The sequence below is a fragment of the Streptomyces sp. NPDC101234 genome (assembly GCF_044767525.1).
Taxonomy (GTDB): Bacteria; Actinomycetota; Actinomycetes; order Streptomycetales; family Streptomycetaceae; genus Streptomyces; species Streptomyces sasae.
In genome coordinates, this window is the sequence record NZ_JBIWOA010000031.1 from 26,240 (window position 1) to 43,169 (window position 16,930).

A 16,930-nucleotide genomic window follows, 5' to 3' on the forward strand; every position below is an offset into this window, starting at 1 on the left:
TAGTGCACATCAGGACATCAAGTCCCGTCCCGTCCAGGATCGTTATGGTCTGAGAACATCTGTTACGTCAGTACACGTTCACGGTGAGATCTTCGATCGCGTCGCGGTCGATGCGGTGGCCGAGGCCGGGGTGGACCGGGGCATCCAGGTAGCCGTCGCCGTCGACCGCCGGTACATCGGCCATGCCCATGCTCAGGAGGGTCTCCGGGACCGCAGGGTGCGGTACTCGACCGGCCTGTCTTCACGGCTCGTCCCCGCCCTGCTCAGGTTCTGGTCGCCGGTTCGCAGCCGGCGTCCCTGAGTTCGGCGATGTCCTTGAAGCCGCAGATCGCCAGGCACAGGTCGAGCTCGGCCAGGAAGGACCTCAGGACGTGGGTCAGGCTCTCGGCGCCGCCGTAGGACAGGGCGTAGGCGTAGGGCCTGCCGATGCCGACGGCCGTCGCGCCGCGTGCCAGTGCGATGACCGCGTCCGTCGCATCCCGCACACCGCCGTCGAACATGACCGGCGTCGAGCCCGCCGCCGCCACGATGCCGGGCAGGAGTTCGAGCGTGGAGATCCCCGAGTTCGCCTGGCGGCCACCCTGGTTGGTGCAGTACAGGACGTCGGCGCCGTGGTCGATCGCCATCCGGGCGTCGTCCGGGTGCTGGATGCCCTTGACCGCGACCGGAAGTTTCGTCTGCGCCCGGACCCAGCGCAGATCGTCCCAGGACAGCGGATGCTGGAAGATCTTCGCGTAGTGCCGCAGGGCGGCGTCCTGGTCCTCGCGGGGCGGCTTGGCCGGATGCTTGGTGAAGTTCCCGTCGGAGTAGTAGTTCTCCATGCGGAAACCCCGGAACTGCGGGAAGTTTCCCAGTTGCGGATCGGCCGGCCTCTAGCCCAGGGCCCAGGAGTCCACGGTCAGCACAAGCCCGGAGTAACCGGCGGCCTCCGCGCGGTGGATGAGGCTCGCGGCCAGTTCCCGGTCCCCGGGCAGGTACAGCTGGAAGAAGGCCGGTGTGTCTGCGGTGTGCTCGATGACCTGCTCCATCGGAGCCTGGGCGAACGTCGACAGGGTGAACGGGACGCCGGTGGCGGCCGAGGCCCGGGCCGCGGCCACGTCGCCCTGGAAGTCGGGGGCGCACAGGCCGACCAGGCCGGTGGGACACAGGAAGAGCGGCGAGTCGAGACGCCTGCCGAAACAGCGTCGTCGACAGGTCGCGGTCCGGCGGGCTGACCATCATCCGCGGAACGATTCCGTAGCGTGCGTAGGCGTCGATGTTCGCGCGCCGGGTCCGCCCGTCCCCCGCGGCCGCCTAGACATAGCGGTACACCCATTCCGGAAGCGCCTCCGCCGCCTTCCGCTCGATCGACGCGGAGTCGAACGGGTAGCGCGAGTTGACGCCCTTCACCGCATCGAGGTGGACGCCGATCTGGAAGTCACCGAAATTACCGGGCATGGCTGTTCGCCTCTTCCTCCCGCGGCCCTCTGCCGGTCTCAGGTCGCGGTCGGCCGTCGGAACACGCTGTTGGGCCGATCGGGTGAGGCGGCACGAGCAGGTCGTGCCGGCTGGGGGCGGCACCCAGGAAGGCAGCTGCGCGGCGGACGCCGGAAGGCCGGGGCAGCGGCCCCGGCCTTCTTCTCGGTGGGTACGGGATCAGGCTGACACGGTCTGCACCGGCGCCCCCGCGGTCACCCGGGCGGTGTTCCTGCGGACCAGGAGGAGGGTGACCACGGCGCCGAGCAGCGAGGCGCAGCCGCAGATCACCACGCCCAGGGACATGCCGTGGGCGAGGGCGTCCTGCGCGGCGGCCCTGGCGCTGTCGCTGCCCGCGTTGACCACCGCCAGGGGACCGGCCGCCGCCTCCATGCCGGCGTCGGCGCCGCTCAGCTTCCCGGCCAGTGCGGAGGACGCCGCGCTCATGGCGACCGTGCTGATCACGGCCGGGCCGAGGCCCTGACCGAACTCGCGGACCAGGCTGGTCGCGCCGCTCGCCATGCCGGTCATCTCGATCGGCACCGCGTTCACGGCGGCCGACGTCAGCGAGGAGACCACGCAGATGAAGCCGACGCCGAGCAGCAGCACCGGGCCGATGAAGGCGGCGAGGGAGGTGGTGGTGATCGGCAGCGCGGCGATCCAGAACTGGCCGGCCGCCATCGGCAGCAGGCCGCCCATCAGCAGCCAGCGCGGCTCGACGCGGGTCAGCATCCTGCTCAGCACCGGGGCGAGCAGCAGCGGGATCAGCTGGAGGATCACGAAGGGCATACCGGCGCGCAGGGCGCTGAGGTGCATCACCGCGCCGAGCCGGATGGAGACGACGTAGGCCGTGCCGATGAAGCCGAACATACCGGTCAGGGCGACCACTGCGGCCGCCGCGAACGACGGGATCCTCAGCAGGTCCAGGTTGAACATCGGGGACACGGCGCGCTTCTCGGCGAACACGAACCCGGCCAGGGCCACCGCGGCCAGGACCAGCGCGAGGACGATCGACGGGCTGCTCCAGCCGCGGTCGCCGCCCTCGATGATGCCCCACAGCAGGGCGGTGAGGCCGACGGCGACGGTGATCTGGCCGGGCCAGTCCAGGGCACGGCCCTCGGGCGCCCTGGAGTCGGTGACCAGCGCCCAGCCGGCGATGCCGACCGCGATGCCGAGGACGACCGGCGGGACGAACGCCCAGCGGAAGTCGGCGACGGTGGCCAGGACGCCGGAGGACAGCGGACCGACGGCGGAGGCGAGGGAGATGCTCAGCGCCCAGGTCGAGACCGCCTTGGCGCGGTCCTTCTCGTCGGGCGTCGCGGCCGCGATCACGGCGAGTGAGCTCGGGAACAGGGCGGCGGCGCCGACACCGGCGAGGGCCTGGCCGATCCAGAGCATGGTGATGTTCTGGGAGGTGGCGTTGAGGAGTTCACCGAGCGCCAGCACGAATCCGCCGAGTACCAGCAGCCGCTTACGGCCGAACAGGTCGCCCAGCACACCGAAATTCAGTTCCAGGATCGCGGTGGGGAGGATGAACGCGGAGGTGACCCAGGCGACTTGGGATCCGGATGCCCCGAATGCGGCCTGGATTTCCCCGTTGATGGGCGAGGGGACGGTAATGCAGAGCTGCGCGGCGGCAACCGCCAGACAACAGGCTATGAGCGTGCCCGCGTCCAGCTTCTTCACGGCGTTGGTCATTCCGTACTCCGTCTCAGGGGTTATCAGTGGTGCCGCGCTCTTCGGTTTCGCCGCGTTCTATGAGTTCGATGAGATTTCCCTCCGGGTCCTTGACCCAGGCCATCCGCACCCCCGGTTCGGGGGACGGACCGGGGGCGAGCACCTCGCTCGCTCCATGGGTCCTCAACGCGGTGTAGACGGGGTCGAGTTCGGGGGTGGTGACCGCGAAGTGCCCGTAGCCCTCGGTGAGGACGGCGGTCATCGGGTCGGGTGCCCTGAGGCCGGGTGCCGACCCGGGCCTGGCGAGCAGTTCGATGCGCCAGCCGTGCGGGTGTTCCAGGACGACACCGGTCAGTCCGGGGCCGTCGAGATGGAACTCGAAGACGGTCTCCAGTCCGAAGACCGTCCGGTACCAGGCGAGTTGGGCGGGCAGGTCGCGTACGTTCAGGCCCACGTGGTCGAGTCGTGCGTGCATGCGCGCTCAGCCCGCCATCGCGCTGTCGCCGCCGTCGACCATGAGGTTGGCGCCGTTGACGAAGGCCGCCTCGTCGGAGCAGAGGAAGGCCGCGGCGCGCGCGATGTCCTCCGGCTGCCCGACCCGGCCGACCGGGATCCGTGCCTCCAGCTGGGCTTTCGGTCCGTCCGGGTCGTCGAGGAAGGGGGCGGTGGCGGAGGTCCGGGTCATGCCGGGGGCGATGCTGTTGACGCGGATGTGGTGCGGGGCGCCGGCCGCGCACAGGTGCTTGGTCATCGCGAGGACCCCGCCCTTGGCGGCGCCGTGCGGCACCATCGGCATGAACAGCGCCCCGCGCTCGGCGGCCACGGAGGCGACGTTCAGGACGGCGCCGCCGCCGCGCGCGATCAGGTGCGGCCAGGCGGCCTGGGTGCAGAAGTAGGGGATGTCCAGCTCGTTCTTGATGGTGAAGTACCAGTCGGCCGCCGGCATCGTCTCGAAGGGGCCGTTCCGCAGCGCGGAGGCGTTGTTGTAGAGGATGTCGATCCCGCCGAATGCGTCGATCCCGGCCTCGATCCATTCCCGGGCCCCGGCCTCGGTGGAAAGGTCGACCGGGGCCAGCGAACGCATGACGCCGCCGGCCTTCTCGACGAGTTCCACGGTTTCCGCCGCGCTCTCCTCGTCGATGTCGCAGCCGAATACGGTGGCGCCCTCGGCCGCGAACACCTGTGCCGCGGCCCGGCCGATTCCGGCCCCCGTTCCACTGATGAAAGCGATTTTTCCGGCCAATCGACCCATGATTGCGAAGCCCCTTGTCCCATGCCGCCCGAGTGCGGTCCTGGCAGCGTAGGTACGGCCTTTGCCCAGAACAAGAAAGGCATCGGGGAAAGGGCATCGGGGGTTCGTATGGCTGGTATGCGCCTCAGGTGCTCAGCCGCACCGGGAGGGCCTGGACGCTGTTGCCGACGAACCCGGCGAGCGGGGCGAGGCGGTCCTCGGGCACGGCGAGGTCCAGGGCGGGGAAGCGGTGAAAGAGCCTCTCCAGGGCGACCGTGGCCTCCAGCCGGGCCAGCGGGGCGCCCAGGCAGTAGTGGGCGCCGTGGCCGAGAGAGAGATGGCGTACGGCGTCGGGGCGGGCGGGCCGGGTGACGTCGAACCGGCCGGCGTCCGGGCCGTGCGCGGCCGGGTCACGGCCGGCGGCGGAGTAGCCGGCCAGGACCGGGGTGCCCGCGGGGATCACCGTGCCGTCGACGGTCAGGTCCCGCACGGGGTACCGGAACGGGAAGCAGCTGACCGGGGCGTCCCAGCGCAGGGTCTCCTCCACCACGTCCGCCCAGTCCGCCTCCCCCTTCCGGACGAGTGCGAGCTGGTCGCGGTGGCCGCACAGGGCGCGGACCGCGTTGGTGACGAGGTTGAGCGTGGTCTCGTGCCCTGCGATGATCATCAGCACCAGGGTGCCGATGAGCTCCTCCTGCCCGAGCCGGTCCCCGTCCTCGTCCCGGGCGGCGATCAGGGCGCTGGTGAGGTCGTCGCCGGGCCGCTCGGCGCGGGCCGCGGCGACGGCGGCGAGTACGGCGACCAGCTCCCGGTTGGCGGCGACGGCGGCGCCGGGTTCGGTGTCGGTGGCCACGACCTGGCTGGACAGATGGTGCAGCCGGTGCCGGAACTCGGCGTCCACGCCCAGGAGTTCGCAGATCACCTCCATGGGCAGCGGCAGCGCGAAGTGCCGCCGCAGATCGGCGACCCCACCGCCCTCGACGGCGGCCCGCTCCAGATCGTCGAGGAGCGCGTCGGTCAACTCCTCTATCCAAGGGCGAAGTTCGGCCACCCGCCGGGGTGTGAACGCCCGGCTGACCAGTCCGCGCAGTCTGCGGTGGTCGTCCCCGTCCGCGGTGGTCATGCCCCGCACGGTGGCGAAGGTCAGCAGTGGCCACCCCACGGGGATCCGGCCCTCGCTCAGTGCGGTGAAGTGCCGTGCGTTCTTGGCGGCTTCGGGCAGCTGGAGGAACTCCTTGAGCGCCTCGTGCCCGAGCACCGCCATGCCCTCGATGCCGCCCGGCAGCACGACCGGCGCCACGGCACCGCGCGCCAGCAGCCCGGCGTTCTCGGCGTGCGGGCAGCCGCCGGCGGGGACCGGACGGTGCGGCAGGGGCGGGGTCTCCACCATGGGCTCCTCGACAGCCGTACGACGCGGGCATCGCAGATCCTAGGCGCACCTGAGCCGCTGGGCCGAGGGTCGGGAATATCCGTGACCGGTGCCATGTTGACCGGCACGGAACCCTGGGTATAGTGCGATCAGCACCTGTGACCGCCCCTGTCGGGCGCCGAGTGCCGGTTCCACTCCTTTCAGCCGTACCGCCCGTCGCCTGCCGACCGGCCCGCCGGCTTCTCAGCTCCACCTCGCGACCAGGACTTTTCCGCCGTCGGACAACGGCTCCCGAGGTGTCGTTCCCGCCGCACGGAGGCATGCGCATTCGCCCTCCCGCTCGCGGCCCACTCCCCCCTTCCTTCATGTCTTCCGTCCGCGAAAGGACCACCTCTCATGACCACCACACTCGAACCCCCCGTACAGCAGCAGGCCCGGAACGCCCCCCGGCCCGTCGCCGGTGTCCTCGACATCGACGCGGGCGGGAAGGGGCAGCTGCGGGCCCCGAGCTGCCTGTCCTCCCCCGCCGACCCCCAGGTCTCGCCCGCGCTGATCCGCCGTCACGGCCTGCGCAAGGGCGACCTCGTCGAGGGCGTCCGGGGCGACCAGCGCGCGCTGACCGAGGTCACGCGTGTCAACGGCCGTACGCCCGAAGAGCTGCGCGGCCGCCGTCACTTCCGCGACCTGACCCCGCTGCACCCGCACGAGCGGATCCGCCTCGAACACCCGGCCTCCGGTCTCGCCGGACGGGTCGCGGACCTGTTCGCGCCGGTCGGCAAGGGGCAGCGCGGGCTGATCGTGGCCCCACCGAAGACCGGCAAGACCGTGCTGCTCCAGCAGCTCGCGGCCGCCGTCGCCGGCAACCACCCGGAGTGCCGGCTGATGGTGCTGCTGCTCGACGAGCGCCCCGAGGAAGTCACCGACATGCGGCGCTCCGTGCAGGGCGAGGTGTACGCCTCCACCTTCGACCGGCCCGCCAAGGAGCACATCGCGCTGGCCGAACTCGTCGTCGAGCGCGCCAAGCGGCTCGTCGAGGACGGCCAGGACGTCGTCATCCTCCTGGACTCCCTGACCCGGCTGTGCCGGGCCCACAACAACGCGGCCGCCTCCAACGGCCGTACCCTCAGCGGCGGTGTCGACGCCGGTGCGCTGCTCGGCCCCAAGCGGTTCTTCGGCGCCGCCCGCAAGGCCGAGGAGGGCGGCTCGCTCACCATCCTGGCCACCGCTTTGGTGGACACCGGCTCCCGGGCCGACGGCTACTTCTTCGAGGAGCTGAAGAGCACCGGCAACATGGAGCTGCGGCTGGACCGCGAGCTGGCCTCCCGGCGGGTCTTCCCCGCCCTGGACATCGCCCCCTCCGGCACCCGCCGTGAGGAACTCCTGCTCACTCCGGCCGAGTTGACCGCCGTACGCGGACTGCGCCGGGCCCTGCAGAGCCGGGAGGGCGCCCCTGGCGGTCTGGACACGCTGCTGCAGCGGATGCGCGAGACGCCGGACAACGCCACCTTCCTGCGGCGCGTCCAGCCGACTCTGCCGGCGGGCTGACGCCCGGGCCGTGCGTGCGGCATCCGGGTTGCTCACGTAGTCCTACCGGCCCGGGCAGCGCGCCGTACACCGCCCCCGTTCCTACGTTGATCATATGACGTTCGGATTCTCTGACCGCTTCCCTCGTCGAGTGGCGGTGTCGGCCTGCTCCCTCTGTCTGGCGGGCCTGCTGGCGCTGACGCCCGGTACGGCCGCCGCCACCACGGGGGCGCTGGATCCGGCTCCGCCCCCGAGGGCGGTGGTGCCGGGGCCGTCGCTGCTGTACCACTCCGGCACCCAGGTGCGTCCGCACCTCGGCGCACCCGCGGTACCGGACGTCTCCGCGCTGTCCTGGCTGGTCGCCGACGCGGACAGCGGCCAGGTGCTGGCGGCGGCTCAGGCGCACCTCAGGCTGCCCCCTGCCAGCACGCTCAAGACCCTGTTCGCGCTCACCGTGCTGCCCGTCCTGCCGGCCGGTATGGAACACCGGGTGAAGGCAGCGGAGTTGGCGGACGTCGCCGAGGGCAGCAGCCTGGTCGGTGTCGAGGAGGGGCACACCTACCGGGTGTCCGACCTGTGGCGCGGGGTCTTCCTGAGCTCCGGCAACGACGCCGTGCACGTCCTGGCCGCCCTCAACGGGGGCTGGGACCGCACCGTCACCCGGATGCAGGCCGAGGCCCGCTCCCTGGGCGCCCTCGACACCCATGTCGAGTCCCCCGACGGCTACGACGCACCGGGGCAGGTCTCCTCGGCGTTCGACCTGGCGGTGTTCGGCCGGGCCGGGCTGCACAACCGTGACTTCGCCCGGTACTGCTCCACCGCGTCGGCCCGCTTCCCCGCCGACGACGTCACGTCGTTCGGCATCGAGAACACCAACCGGCTGCTGACCGGCGAGGACGGTGTGCCGCGCTACCCCGGCCTGATCGGGATCAAGAACGGCTACACCAGCAACGCCGGCAACACCCTCGTCGCCGCCGCCCGGCGGGGCGGGCGCACCCTCGTCGTGACGGTGATGAACCCCCAGGACGGCGGCGTGTACGACGAGGCCCGTCAGCTGCTCGACTGGGGCTTCGGCGCGGCCGGGCGGGTGGATCCGGTGGGTTCGCTGGACGCTCTGCGGCCCGCCCCCCGGCCGGGACCGAGCACCGCGCCGATGGCGGCGGCCACCGCGCCCGAGGACGACTCCGGCTGGTCCGACAGCGCCATCGCCGCGGCCTTCGCGGGTCTCGGCGCGGGGGCGGTGGCTCTCGCGATGCGGCTCAAGGGCGACCGCTCCGACAGGTCCCCGCGGGACTGACCGGTCGGCAGCCGGAGCAGCAGGCCCAGCGTGATCCAGGTGTAGAGGTTGCTGCCGAGGAACCCGTCGATGCCGGACGCGTCGTCGAACCAGAGCCACACCACACTGGTGCACATGACCGCGTAGAGGGCGCCCGCGATCCGCGGGTACCCCGCGCGGGCCAGGATCGCGAACGACGGCAGCACCCACACCAGATGGTGCACCCAGGTGATCGGACTGACCAGGCAGGCGGCGAGACCGGTGAGCGCGAACGCGGCCGTCCAGTCCCCGGCCGCCACGGCCTTGCGGGTCCGCCACGCCCACACGGCGAGGGTGAGCAGCACCGCCGCCGCCCACAGCGGCTTGTCCGGATGCCCGAGCCGGGCCAGTACACCCTGCAGCGACTGGTTCGACACATAGTCGAGCCGGCCGACCCTGCTGGTGTCCCAGAGCGCCTGCGTCCAGTAGAAGCGGGACGCCTTCGGGTCGGCCCAGGCGGCGAGACCGGTGGCGGCGAGCGCCACCGCCGTGGCCGTCGCCGCCGCCCGCCACCTACGGGCGAGCAGCAGCATGCCGATGAACAGCGCGGGCGTGAGCTTGACCGCGGCGGCCAGCCCGATGCCGACCCCCGCCCAGCGGCCCCGCCCGCTGCGCAGCAGACAGCAGTCCACCAGCACCAGCGCGAGCAGTATCACGTTCACCTGGCCGAAGCTGAAGGTGTCCCGCAAGGGCTCGAACAGCGCCAGCGCGCACAGGGTCAGGGCCCAGCGGTACCAGCCCCACCGCCGCCAGCCCGGCCCGGCCAGGATCCGCAGCACGAAGGCCAGCGCGGCCAGGTTCAGCACCAGCGAGACGGCGATGGCCAGGTGCAGCCCCACCAGCGCCATGGGCAGCATGCCGAGAGCGGCGAACGGCGGATAGGTGAACCCGTACATCGTCCCGGGCACCCGGTAGTCGTAGATCCGCCCGCCGTGGTGCACCCAGGTGTGCACGGTGCCGTAGTACACGCGCAGGTCGAACCAGTCGCGCAGCAGCGGCACGGTGGCCGTGAACACGGTCACGGCGGCGACGAGGACCAGGACGAGCAGCAGCCTCCCCCGGTCGGTACGCGGTCCTCTCATGCCGTACGTCCCACGGCCGGGGCCTGCGCGGCCTGGTGGGCCTGCCAGAGCACGACCACCCCGAGCACCCCGCCGGAGACGGCGAGGACCAGCTGGCCGACGTCGGCGGGTCCGCCGCTGGGCAGCACGGCGAGGGCGAGTACCCCGGTGACGGCGGCCACCCGGTGCCGTACCGAGGTGCTGGGTGCGGCGGCCGCTATCAGGAACAGGCCCCAGATCGCGTACCAGGGCCGGATCGCCGGGCCGAACGCGGCCACCGCGGCCAGGCTCAGCCCCAGGGCGTAGACCGGGCGGGGCCGCAGCCGGACCCATATCAGCAGCACGGTCACGGCGGTCAGCGCGAGCCCGAGCAGGTGCCAGGCCGGGACGGCCAGCGGCGCCAGACCACTGCCGAGGTGTTCGAGCAGCGCGCCGGTGGCCCGGCCGAGCAGACTGCTGAGCGCCCAGTTGTGCGGGGAGACGGGCGTGTCGAGCGCTCTTATCCACCCGTACCCGGTCCCGGCGACGGCGGTCGCGACCACTGTCGTGGCCCCGGACGCGGCCGCCGTGATGAGAGTGGCGCGCACCGGGCTGCGGCCCTTGCGCGTCTGCATGACGATCACGGCCAGCAGGCCCAGCGCGGCGGGCGCCTTCACCAGGGCCGCGAGCGTGACGAGCACGGCTCCGAGGATCGGCCAGCGGCCCAGCGCCGCGACCAGGCCGAGGCCGAGCAGTCCGAGCATGATCGCGTCGTTGTGGGCGCCGGCGACCAGGTGCAGCAGCACGAGCGGGTTGAGGGCGCCGAGCCAGAGCGCGGCGGCCGGGTCGGCGCCGCTGTGCCGGGCGAGCCGGGGCAGCGCGGCCGCCATCAGGCCGACGCCGAACAGGGCGACCAGGCGCATCCCGAAGAGCCCGGCCGGGAGTTCGCCCCGGGTCAGCCCGGAGAGCAGCGAGGCCATCCCCATGAAGGCGGGACCGTACGGTGCGGCGGTGTTCTGCCACACCGGCGCGACCTCGTCGGCCAGCGGGCCGCCGAGCTGCGCGGGGCCGGACGTGTAGACGTCCATGTGCGCGTCCACCATCGCGCCCTGGGCGAGGTAGCTGTATACGTCCCGGCTGAACAGCGGCGGCGCGAGCAGCAGCGGGGTCGCCCAGACGGCGAGGACCAGCAGCAGCTGTCGCGGGGTGGGCGGCGCGGCGCTGCGCACGAGGCGGCCGAGCAGCAGCCACGCCGCTATCAGCAGTACGACGCCGAAGTAGACACCGACCAGGCCGAACGCCGCCTGTACGGAGCTGGGTGCGAGCAGATCCTCCACGGGTAGGGCGCCGGCGGTCTCACCTCCCAGCGCGAGGAAGGCGGTGCCTGCCAGTCCCAGAACCTGGCAGCGGCGTAGATCGACGGGGAAAGCCATGGCCAACACTGGGTCAGCGTGTCAATGGTGGGTGGCCGGAAAGCGACGGGGCGTTTTCCTGGGGGCGGCCTGGTTGTTACCTGTGGGGGGTCGATACGTTGTCGGGTGCGGGTGAGTGGGGGCCGGTCGCGCCCACGCGGCGGTACCCGCAGATCGATACAACCCCGCGCCCCTTCGGGGCGCTAGAACACCGACAGGCCTGTCAGAGTGGTGAAGCGGTCCAGCGCCGCAACTCCCGCCACCGAATTGCCCCGTTCGTCCAGACCCGGGCTCCACACGCAGATCGCGCACCGCCCCGGTACCACGGCGATGATGCCGCCCCCGACCCCGCTCTTCCCCGGCAGGCCCACCCGGTACGCGAAGTCGCCCGCCGCGTCGTAGGTGCCGCAGGTCAGCATCACCGCGTTGACCTGCTTCGCCTGGCTTCTGGTCAGCAGGCGGGTGCCGTCGGCGCGGATGCCGTGGCGGGCCAGGAACGTGGTCGCCAGGGCGAGGTCGGCGCAGGAGGCGGCCACCGAGCACTGGCGGAAGTACTGGTCGAGGAGGACCGGGATGTCGTTGTCGATGTTGCCGTAGGAGGCCATGAAGTGGGCCAGGGCGGCGTTGCGGTCGCCGTGCTGGGACTCCGACGCGGCCACTTCCTTGTCGAAGTCCAGGGAGGCGTTGCCGCTCTCGGCGCGCAGGAAGGAGAGCAGTTCCCCGGCGGCGTCCCCGGTACGGGTCTGGAGGCGGTCGGTGACGACGAGGGCGCCGGCGTTGATGAAGGGGTTGCGCGGGATGCCCTGCTCGTACTCCAGCTGGACCAGGGAGTTGAACGGGTTGCCGGAGGGTTCGCGGCCGACGTGTTCCCAGAGTTCGTCGCCCTCGCGGGCGAGGTCCAGGGCGAGGGTGAAGACCTTGGTGATGGACTGCGTGGAGAACGGCTGCCGCCACTCCCCCACGCCGTAGACCGTGCCGTCCAGTTCGGCGACCGCCATGCCGAAGCTGCGCGGATCGCAGGCGGCGAGGGCCGGGATGTAGTCGGCGGGGCGGCCGCGGCCCGGCGTACGGCCTGTCTCCTCGGCGATGCGCTCCAGGACCGGCAGGAAGGCGGGGGACGACGACATTGTCATGATCACCATTGTGCCTCCGTGCCGGTCCTGGTGGGTACTCGCAGGTCAGGCGAGGGGCGAACCGCTGCCGGCGACGACCTCGGGGCGCAGCAGGGCCGCGAGCCGTTCGGCGGGCAACAGGCCCTTCTCCAGGACGAGTTCGGCCACACCGCGGCCGGTGACGAGGGCCTCCTTGGCGATGTCGGTGGCCGCCGTGTACCCGATGTAGGGGTTGAGGGCGGTGACCAGGCCGATGGAGTTCTCGACGGTGGCGCGCAGCACGTCGGCGTTGGCGGTGATGCCGTCGACGCACCGCTCGGCCAGCGTCAGGCAGGCGTTCCGCAGGTGCGTGATGCTCTCCGAAAGGGAGTGCAGGATGATCGGCTCGAACGCGTTGAGCTGGAGCTGTCCGGCCTCGGCGGCCATGGTGATGGCGACGTCGTTGCCGATGACCTCGAAGGCGACCTGGTTGACGACCTCGGGGATCACCGGGTTGACCTTGCCGGGCATGATCGAGGAACCGGCCTGCACGGGCGGCAGGTTGATCTCGCCGAGCCCGGCCCGCGGCCCGGACGACAGCAGCCGCAGGTCGTTGCAGCTCTTGCTCAGCTTGACCGCGATCCGCTTGAGGACGCCGGACATCTGGACGAAGGCCCCGCAGTCCTGGGTCGCCTCGACCAGGTTGGCGGCGGTGACCAGGGGCAGCCCGGTGATCTCGGCGAGGTGGCGGCGGGCCGACTCGGCGTATCCGGCGGGCGCGTTGAGGCCGGTGCCGATGGCGGTGGCGCCGAGGTTGATCTCGTGGATCAGCTCGACGGCCTCGGCGAGCCTGCTGCGGTCCTCGTCGAGCATGACGGCGAAGGTGGAGAACTCCTGCCCGAGCGTCATGGGCACCGCGTCCTGCAACTGCGTGCGGCCCATCTTCAGGACGTCACGGAACTCGACGGCCTTGCGCCCGAAGGAGTCCTGCAGCACGGCCATCGCCCGGAGCAGCCCGCGCACCGCGAAGACGGTCGCGATCTTGACGGCGGTCGGGTAGACGTCGTTGGTGGACTGCCCGAGGTTGACGTCCTCGTTGGGGTGCAGGTACTGGTACTGCCCCTTCTCGTGCCCGAGCAGCTCCAGCGCCCGGTTCGCCACGACCTCGTTGGCGTTCATGTTCGTCGAGGTGCCGGCGCCGCCCTGGATGACGTCGACGACGAACTGGTCGTGCAGCTTGCCGTCCCGGATCTCCCGGCAGGCGGCGACGACGGCGGCGGCCTTCGCGGGCGCCAGCAGCCCCAGTTCCTCGTTGGCGAGGGCGGCGGCCTCCTTGACGGCGGCGAGGGCGTCGATCAGATGCGGGTAGGCGGAGATCGGCATGCCGGTGATGGGGAAGTTCTCCGTGGCACGCAGGGTGTGCACACCCCAGTACGCGTCGACGGGCACGTCACGGTCGCCGAGCAGATCGTGTTCGCTACGGGTGACGACAGTCATGAAGGAACGATTCCTCTTTCAAAGGAGGTGAGGGTGAACGCGCCGCGAAGGGGCGCGGGGAACTGCGCGACCGGCCACAGCCGGCCCGCAGTCGCCGAACAACAGATCCACGCAGACGACTAGGCGCAGGCAGAAACAGACACCGGCTCCAGCGACCGAACGGGCCGCACACACCCGACCGGCCGCCCACCACCGAGCAGTGCCTCACCGGCGAACTCGGTCAGCAGCTCCGGAGCAACCCCGGCCCGCGCCAACGCCGCCGCGGCCACCGGCACCCGCGCCCGGTTCGCCCCGTCGGCGATCTTCACGGCCACGGCCCGCCCGTCCGGCAGCGCCGCGACCTGAACGCCCTCGAAGCCGTCCTTGGCGAGCAGCCCCGGCACGGCTCGCATCAGCGCGGCCACGTCACGCCCCGCACCGGACGCCATCTCGGCGTGCTCGCGCATCGCGTCGGCGACCCGCGCCTCGGGCGTGCCCGGCGCGGCGGTGACGATCCGCGACACCGCGCGGGCCAGCCCGTGCAGGGAGATGGAGAACAGCGGCGCACCGCAGCCGTCCACCGACGTACGGGCGATCCGCTGCCCGGTCAGGTCCTCGACGATCTCGGCGATCGCCTGCTGGAGCGGATGGGCCGGATCGAGGTAGTCGTCCAGCGACCAGCCGTTCAGCTCGGCGGTCCACAGCATCGCCGCGTGCTTGCCGGAGCAGTTCTGGGCGAGCCTCGACGGCAGCCGGCCCTCCCGCACCCAGGTGTCCCGCACGACCGGGTCGTACGGCATGTCGGGCACGTTGCGCAGGTCGTACTCCGCCAGTCCGGCGAGTTCTAGGATGCGCCGGGTCCCGGCGAGGTGGCGTTCCTCGCCGGAGTGGCTGGCGGCGGCCAGCGAGAGCAGGTCGCCGTCGAGGGGCAGCCCGGCCCGCAGCATGGCCACGGCCTGGACGGGCTTGAGGGCCGAGCGCGGGTAGAACGCGGCCTCTATGTCGCCGAGCTGGAACTGGACCTCTCCGTCGGCGCCGAGGACGGCGACGGAACCGTAGTGGATGCCCTCGACGACCCCGTCGCGTATGAGGTGGGCGACGGGGGCGTGCAGGGGTTCACGGACGATGGGTGCGTCCGCGGGGAAACTGCTGTACATCACTTCCTGGTCTCGGGTGAGTCGGGACGGACCGGTGCGCGGTTCACGCGTCGGTTCCGGCGGACGGGCGCGCCACGCGGCGGCGGATGGTGTACCAGCCGGCGACGAGCGCTGCGACGATCAGCGGCACACAGAGCACGGTGGTGCGTCCGGCGCCGCCGTCGGCGTACATCAGGACCAGGACGGAGGCGAGGAACGCCAGCGTCACGATCTCGGTCCAGGGGGAGCCCGGCAGTCGGTAGCCGGGGCGGGTGAGTTCGCCGTTCTGGGTCTTCCGCCAGAAGAGCAGGTGGCAGAGCATGATCATGCCCCAGGTGGCGATGATGCCGATCGCCGCGAAGTTGAGGACGATCTCGAACGCGTCGGCGGGGACGACGAAGTTGAGGCCCACGCCGAGGACACAGATTCCGCTGGTGAGCAGGATCCCGCCGTACGGCACCTGGGTGCGGCTCATCTTCGCGGTGAACTTCGGGGCGGAGCCGTTGACGGCCATGGAGCGCAGGATGCGGCCGGTGGAGTAGAGGCCGGAGTTGAGCGAGGACATGGCCGCGGTGAGGACGACCAGGTTCATCACGCCGCCGGCCGCCGGGACGCCGATGTGGGAGAGCACGGTCACGAAGGGGCTCTGGCCCGCCGTGTACTTGTTCCAGGGCAGCAGCATCGAGAGGAGGACGACGGAGCCGACGTAGAAGAGGCCCACGCGCCACATGATCGAGTTGATCGCCTTGGGCATGATCTTCTCGGGGTTCTCCGTCTCACCGGCGGCGACGCCGACCAGCTCGACCGAGGCGTAGGCGAAGACGACGCCCTGGATGATCAGCAGCATGGGCAGCAGACCGTTGGGGAAGATGCCGCCGTTGTCGGTGATCAGGGACGGGCCGGGGGTCGTGCCGTCCACGGGGTGCTGGGTGACCAGCAGGAAGATGCCGATGACCATGAAGATCACCAGGGCGCTGACCTTGACGATCGCGAACCAGAACTCCAGTTCGCCGAAGATCTTCACCGAGATCAGGTTCACGGTCAGGACCACGGCGAGGGCTATCAGGGCGATCACCCACTGCGGGATGTCGGAGAACATCCCCCAGTAGTGGGTGTAGGTGGCGACCGCGGTGATGTCGGCGATGCCGGTGGTCGCCCAGTTCAGGAAGTACATCCAGCCCGCGGTGTACGCGCCCTTCTCGCCCAGGAACTCACGGGCGTACGAGACGAAGGCGCCGGAGGAGGGGCGGTAGAGCACGAGTTCGCCGAGGGCGCGTACGACGAGGAACGCGAAGACGCCGCAGACCGCGTACGCGACGAAGAGGGAGGGGCCGGCGTCGGCGAGGCGGCCGCCGGCGCCGAGGAAGAGGCCGGTGCCGATGGCGCCGCCGATGGCGATCATGTTGACGTGCCGGTGCTTCAGCGACTTGCTGTAGCCGTGGTCTCCGGCGTCGACGTGACGGGACGAGGGGCGCGTCTCGTCTTTGAGGTGCTGTTCGCTCACGCCTCGGTTCCGCCTTCCTGGTGCTTGTCCGTGCCCGCGGGGCGCACGATGTGGGTGAGGGTCGTCTCGACGCGGTCGAGGTGGTGGCTCATGGCCTCCACGGCGTCGGGTTCGGAACCGTCGATCAGTGCTTCGACGATGGCCCGGTGCTCCCGGTTGGACTGCTCCCGGCGGCCGCCCAGCTCGTTGAGGAAGGCCGACTGACGCGCCAGTGCGTCCCGGATCTCCTCGATGACCCGGCGGAAGACCGGGTTCTGGGCGGCCTCGGCCACGGCGAGGTGGAAGAGGGTGTCCATCGCGACCCACGCGGTGGTGTCCGTCTCCCGCTCCATGCGGTCGAGCAGATGGGCCAGGTGGTCCAGGTTCTCCGGGGTGCGGCGCAGCGCCGCGTACCCGGCGACCGGGATCTCGATGTGCCGGCGCACTTCGAGCAGGTCGCTCGCCGCGTAGTCGCCGAAGGTGGGGTCCTCGACGGCGTTCGCGACGACGAAGGTGCCCTTGCCGGTCTTGGAGACGGTCAGGCCCATCGTCTGCAGGGCCCGCAGGGCCTCGCGCAGGACGGGCCTGCTGATCTCCAGGGTGCGGCAGAGCTCCGCCTCGGAGGGGAGTTTGTCGCCTATGGCGTACTCGCCGCGCTCGATGGCACCGCGCAGGTGCGCCAGCACCGCCTCCATGGCGCTCACACGCCGTGGGGGCTGTC

The 16,930-nt window shown here is 71.3% G+C and carries 14 protein-coding genes and 2 pseudogenes; 2 read left to right on the plus strand and 14 right to left on the minus strand.

Annotation, left to right across the window (positions count from 1 at the left end; translation table 11 throughout):
* Nucleotides 1–67: 67 nt before the first annotated feature.
* From ACIRR9_RS40950 to ACIRR9_RS40980, 7 genes and pseudogenes are all read right to left on the minus strand, one after another.
* Nucleotides 68–190: a hypothetical protein gene (locus ACIRR9_RS40950; protein WP_403763216.1), complete on the minus strand. Its 123-nt coding sequence runs from the start codon at nt 188–190 to the stop codon at nt 68–70.
* A 73-nt stretch (nt 191–263) separates the two neighbouring features.
* Nucleotides 264–1,148, minus strand: a pseudogene (locus tag ACIRR9_RS40955) (alpha-hydroxy-acid oxidizing protein).
* Nucleotides 1,149–1,293: 145 nt separating this feature from the next.
* Nucleotides 1,294–1,437: a hypothetical protein gene (locus tag ACIRR9_RS40960; protein WP_403763219.1), complete on the minus strand. Its 144-nt coding sequence runs from the start codon at nt 1,435–1,437 to the stop codon at nt 1,294–1,296.
* Between the two features lie 198 nt (nt 1,438–1,635).
* On the minus strand, nt 1,636–3,153 hold the full coding sequence (locus ACIRR9_RS40965; protein WP_403763222.1) for an MFS transporter: 1,518 nt from the start codon (nt 3,151–3,153) through the stop codon (nt 1,636–1,638).
* A gap of 13 nt (nt 3,154–3,166) precedes the next feature.
* Complete coding sequence (locus tag ACIRR9_RS40970; RefSeq protein ID WP_403763225.1) at nt 3,167–3,607, minus strand: VOC family protein; 441 nt, start codon at nt 3,605–3,607, stop codon at nt 3,167–3,169.
* Nucleotides 3,608–3,613: 6 nt separating this feature from the next.
* Nucleotides 3,614–4,384, minus strand: coding sequence for an SDR family NAD(P)-dependent oxidoreductase (locus tag ACIRR9_RS40975; RefSeq protein WP_365345735.1), 771 nt, complete (start codon nt 4,382–4,384; stop codon nt 3,614–3,616).
* Between the two features lie 124 nt (nt 4,385–4,508).
* Complete coding sequence (locus ACIRR9_RS40980; protein ID WP_403763228.1) at nt 4,509–5,753, minus strand: cytochrome P450; 1,245 nt, start codon at nt 5,751–5,753, stop codon at nt 4,509–4,511.
* A 375-nt stretch (nt 5,754–6,128) separates the two neighbouring features.
* Here ACIRR9_RS40980 and rho point away from each other — a divergent pair, with 375 nt between their 5' ends.
* Both rho and ACIRR9_RS40990 read left to right on the plus strand, forming a co-directional pair.
* Nucleotides 6,129–7,277, plus strand: a complete 1,149-nt coding sequence (gene rho / locus ACIRR9_RS40985; RefSeq protein WP_403763231.1) for a transcription termination factor Rho — start codon at nt 6,129–6,131, stop codon at nt 7,275–7,277.
* A 94-nt stretch (nt 7,278–7,371) separates the two neighbouring features.
* Nucleotides 7,372–8,217 (plus strand): annotated as a pseudogene (locus ACIRR9_RS40990) (D-alanyl-D-alanine carboxypeptidase family protein); the annotation flags it as partial.
* Between the two features lie 89 nt (nt 8,218–8,306).
* Here ACIRR9_RS40990 and ACIRR9_RS40995 read toward each other — a convergent pair.
* The 7 genes from ACIRR9_RS40995 to ACIRR9_RS41025 form a co-directional block, all read right to left on the minus strand.
* Entirely contained in the window at nt 8,307–9,653 is a 1,347-nt protein-coding gene (locus tag ACIRR9_RS40995; protein ID WP_403763234.1) for a glycosyltransferase 87 family protein, read from the minus strand.
* Entirely contained in the window at nt 9,650–11,044 is a 1,395-nt protein-coding gene (mptB, locus tag ACIRR9_RS41000) for a polyprenol phosphomannose-dependent alpha 1,6 mannosyltransferase MptB (protein ID WP_403254966.1), read from the minus strand. The genes ACIRR9_RS40995 and mptB overlap by 4 nt, the downstream gene beginning before the upstream one ends.
* 182 nt (nt 11,045–11,226) lie before the next feature.
* A complete protein-coding gene (locus ACIRR9_RS41005; RefSeq protein WP_403763237.1) occupies nt 11,227–12,165 on the minus strand; it encodes a glutaminase in 939 nt (312 codons plus the stop codon).
* A gap of 36 nt (nt 12,166–12,201) precedes the next feature.
* Nucleotides 12,202–13,611, minus strand: coding sequence for an aspartate ammonia-lyase (gene aspA, locus ACIRR9_RS41010; RefSeq protein WP_403763240.1), 1,410 nt, complete (start codon nt 13,609–13,611; stop codon nt 12,202–12,204).
* A 119-nt stretch (nt 13,612–13,730) separates the two neighbouring features.
* Nucleotides 13,731–14,747, minus strand: coding sequence for an asparaginase (locus ACIRR9_RS41015; RefSeq protein ID WP_403763243.1), 1,017 nt, complete (start codon nt 14,745–14,747; stop codon nt 13,731–13,733).
* Nucleotides 14,748–14,790: 43 nt separating this feature from the next.
* A complete protein-coding gene (locus ACIRR9_RS41020) occupies nt 14,791–16,230 on the minus strand; it encodes an amino acid permease (RefSeq protein ID WP_403763246.1) in 1,440 nt (479 codons plus the stop codon).
* Nucleotides 16,227–16,904: a FadR/GntR family transcriptional regulator gene (locus ACIRR9_RS41025; RefSeq protein ID WP_403763448.1), complete on the minus strand. Its 678-nt coding sequence runs from the start codon at nt 16,902–16,904 to the stop codon at nt 16,227–16,229. Before ACIRR9_RS41025 ends, ACIRR9_RS41020 begins: the two co-directional genes overlap by 4 nt.
* Nucleotides 16,905–16,930: the final 26 nt, after the last annotated feature.

Coding starts and splice junctions, on each gene's coding strand:
- ACIRR9_RS41025 (WP_403763448.1), bottom strand. CDS start 16,904: ATGGAGGCGGTGCTGGCGCACCTGCGCGGTGCCATCGAGCGCGGCGAG.
- ACIRR9_RS40980 (WP_403763228.1), bottom strand. CDS start 5,753: ATGGTGGAGACCCCGCCCCTGCCGCACCGTCCGGTCCCCGCCGGCGGC.
- ACIRR9_RS40995 (WP_403763234.1), bottom strand. CDS start 9,653: ATGAGAGGACCGCGTACCGACCGGGGGAGGCTGCTGCTCGTCCTGGTC.
- mptB (WP_403254966.1), bottom strand. CDS start 11,044: ATGGCTTTCCCCGTCGATCTACGCCGCTGCCAGGTTCTGGGACTGGCA.
- ACIRR9_RS40960 (WP_403763219.1), bottom strand. CDS start 1,437: ATGCCCGGTAATTTCGGTGACTTCCAGATCGGCGTCCACCTCGATGCG.
- aspA (WP_403763240.1), bottom strand. CDS start 13,611: ATGACTGTCGTCACCCGTAGCGAACACGATCTGCTCGGCGACCGTGAC.
- ACIRR9_RS40970 (WP_403763225.1), bottom strand. CDS start 3,607: ATGCACGCACGACTCGACCACGTGGGCCTGAACGTACGCGACCTGCCC.
- ACIRR9_RS40975 (WP_365345735.1), bottom strand. CDS start 4,384: ATGGGTCGATTGGCCGGAAAAATCGCTTTCATCAGTGGAACGGGGGCC.
- ACIRR9_RS41015 (WP_403763243.1), bottom strand. CDS start 14,747: ATGTACAGCAGTTTCCCCGCGGACGCACCCATCGTCCGTGAACCCCTG.
- ACIRR9_RS40950 (WP_403763216.1), bottom strand. CDS start 190: ATGGGCATGGCCGATGTACCGGCGGTCGACGGCGACGGCTACCTGGAT.
- ACIRR9_RS40965 (WP_403763222.1), bottom strand. CDS start 3,153: ATGACCAACGCCGTGAAGAAGCTGGACGCGGGCACGCTCATAGCCTGT.
- ACIRR9_RS41005 (WP_403763237.1), bottom strand. CDS start 12,165: ATGGTGATCATGACAATGTCGTCGTCCCCCGCCTTCCTGCCGGTCCTG.
- rho (WP_403763231.1), top strand. CDS start 6,129: ATGACCACCACACTCGAACCCCCCGTACAGCAGCAGGCCCGGAACGCC.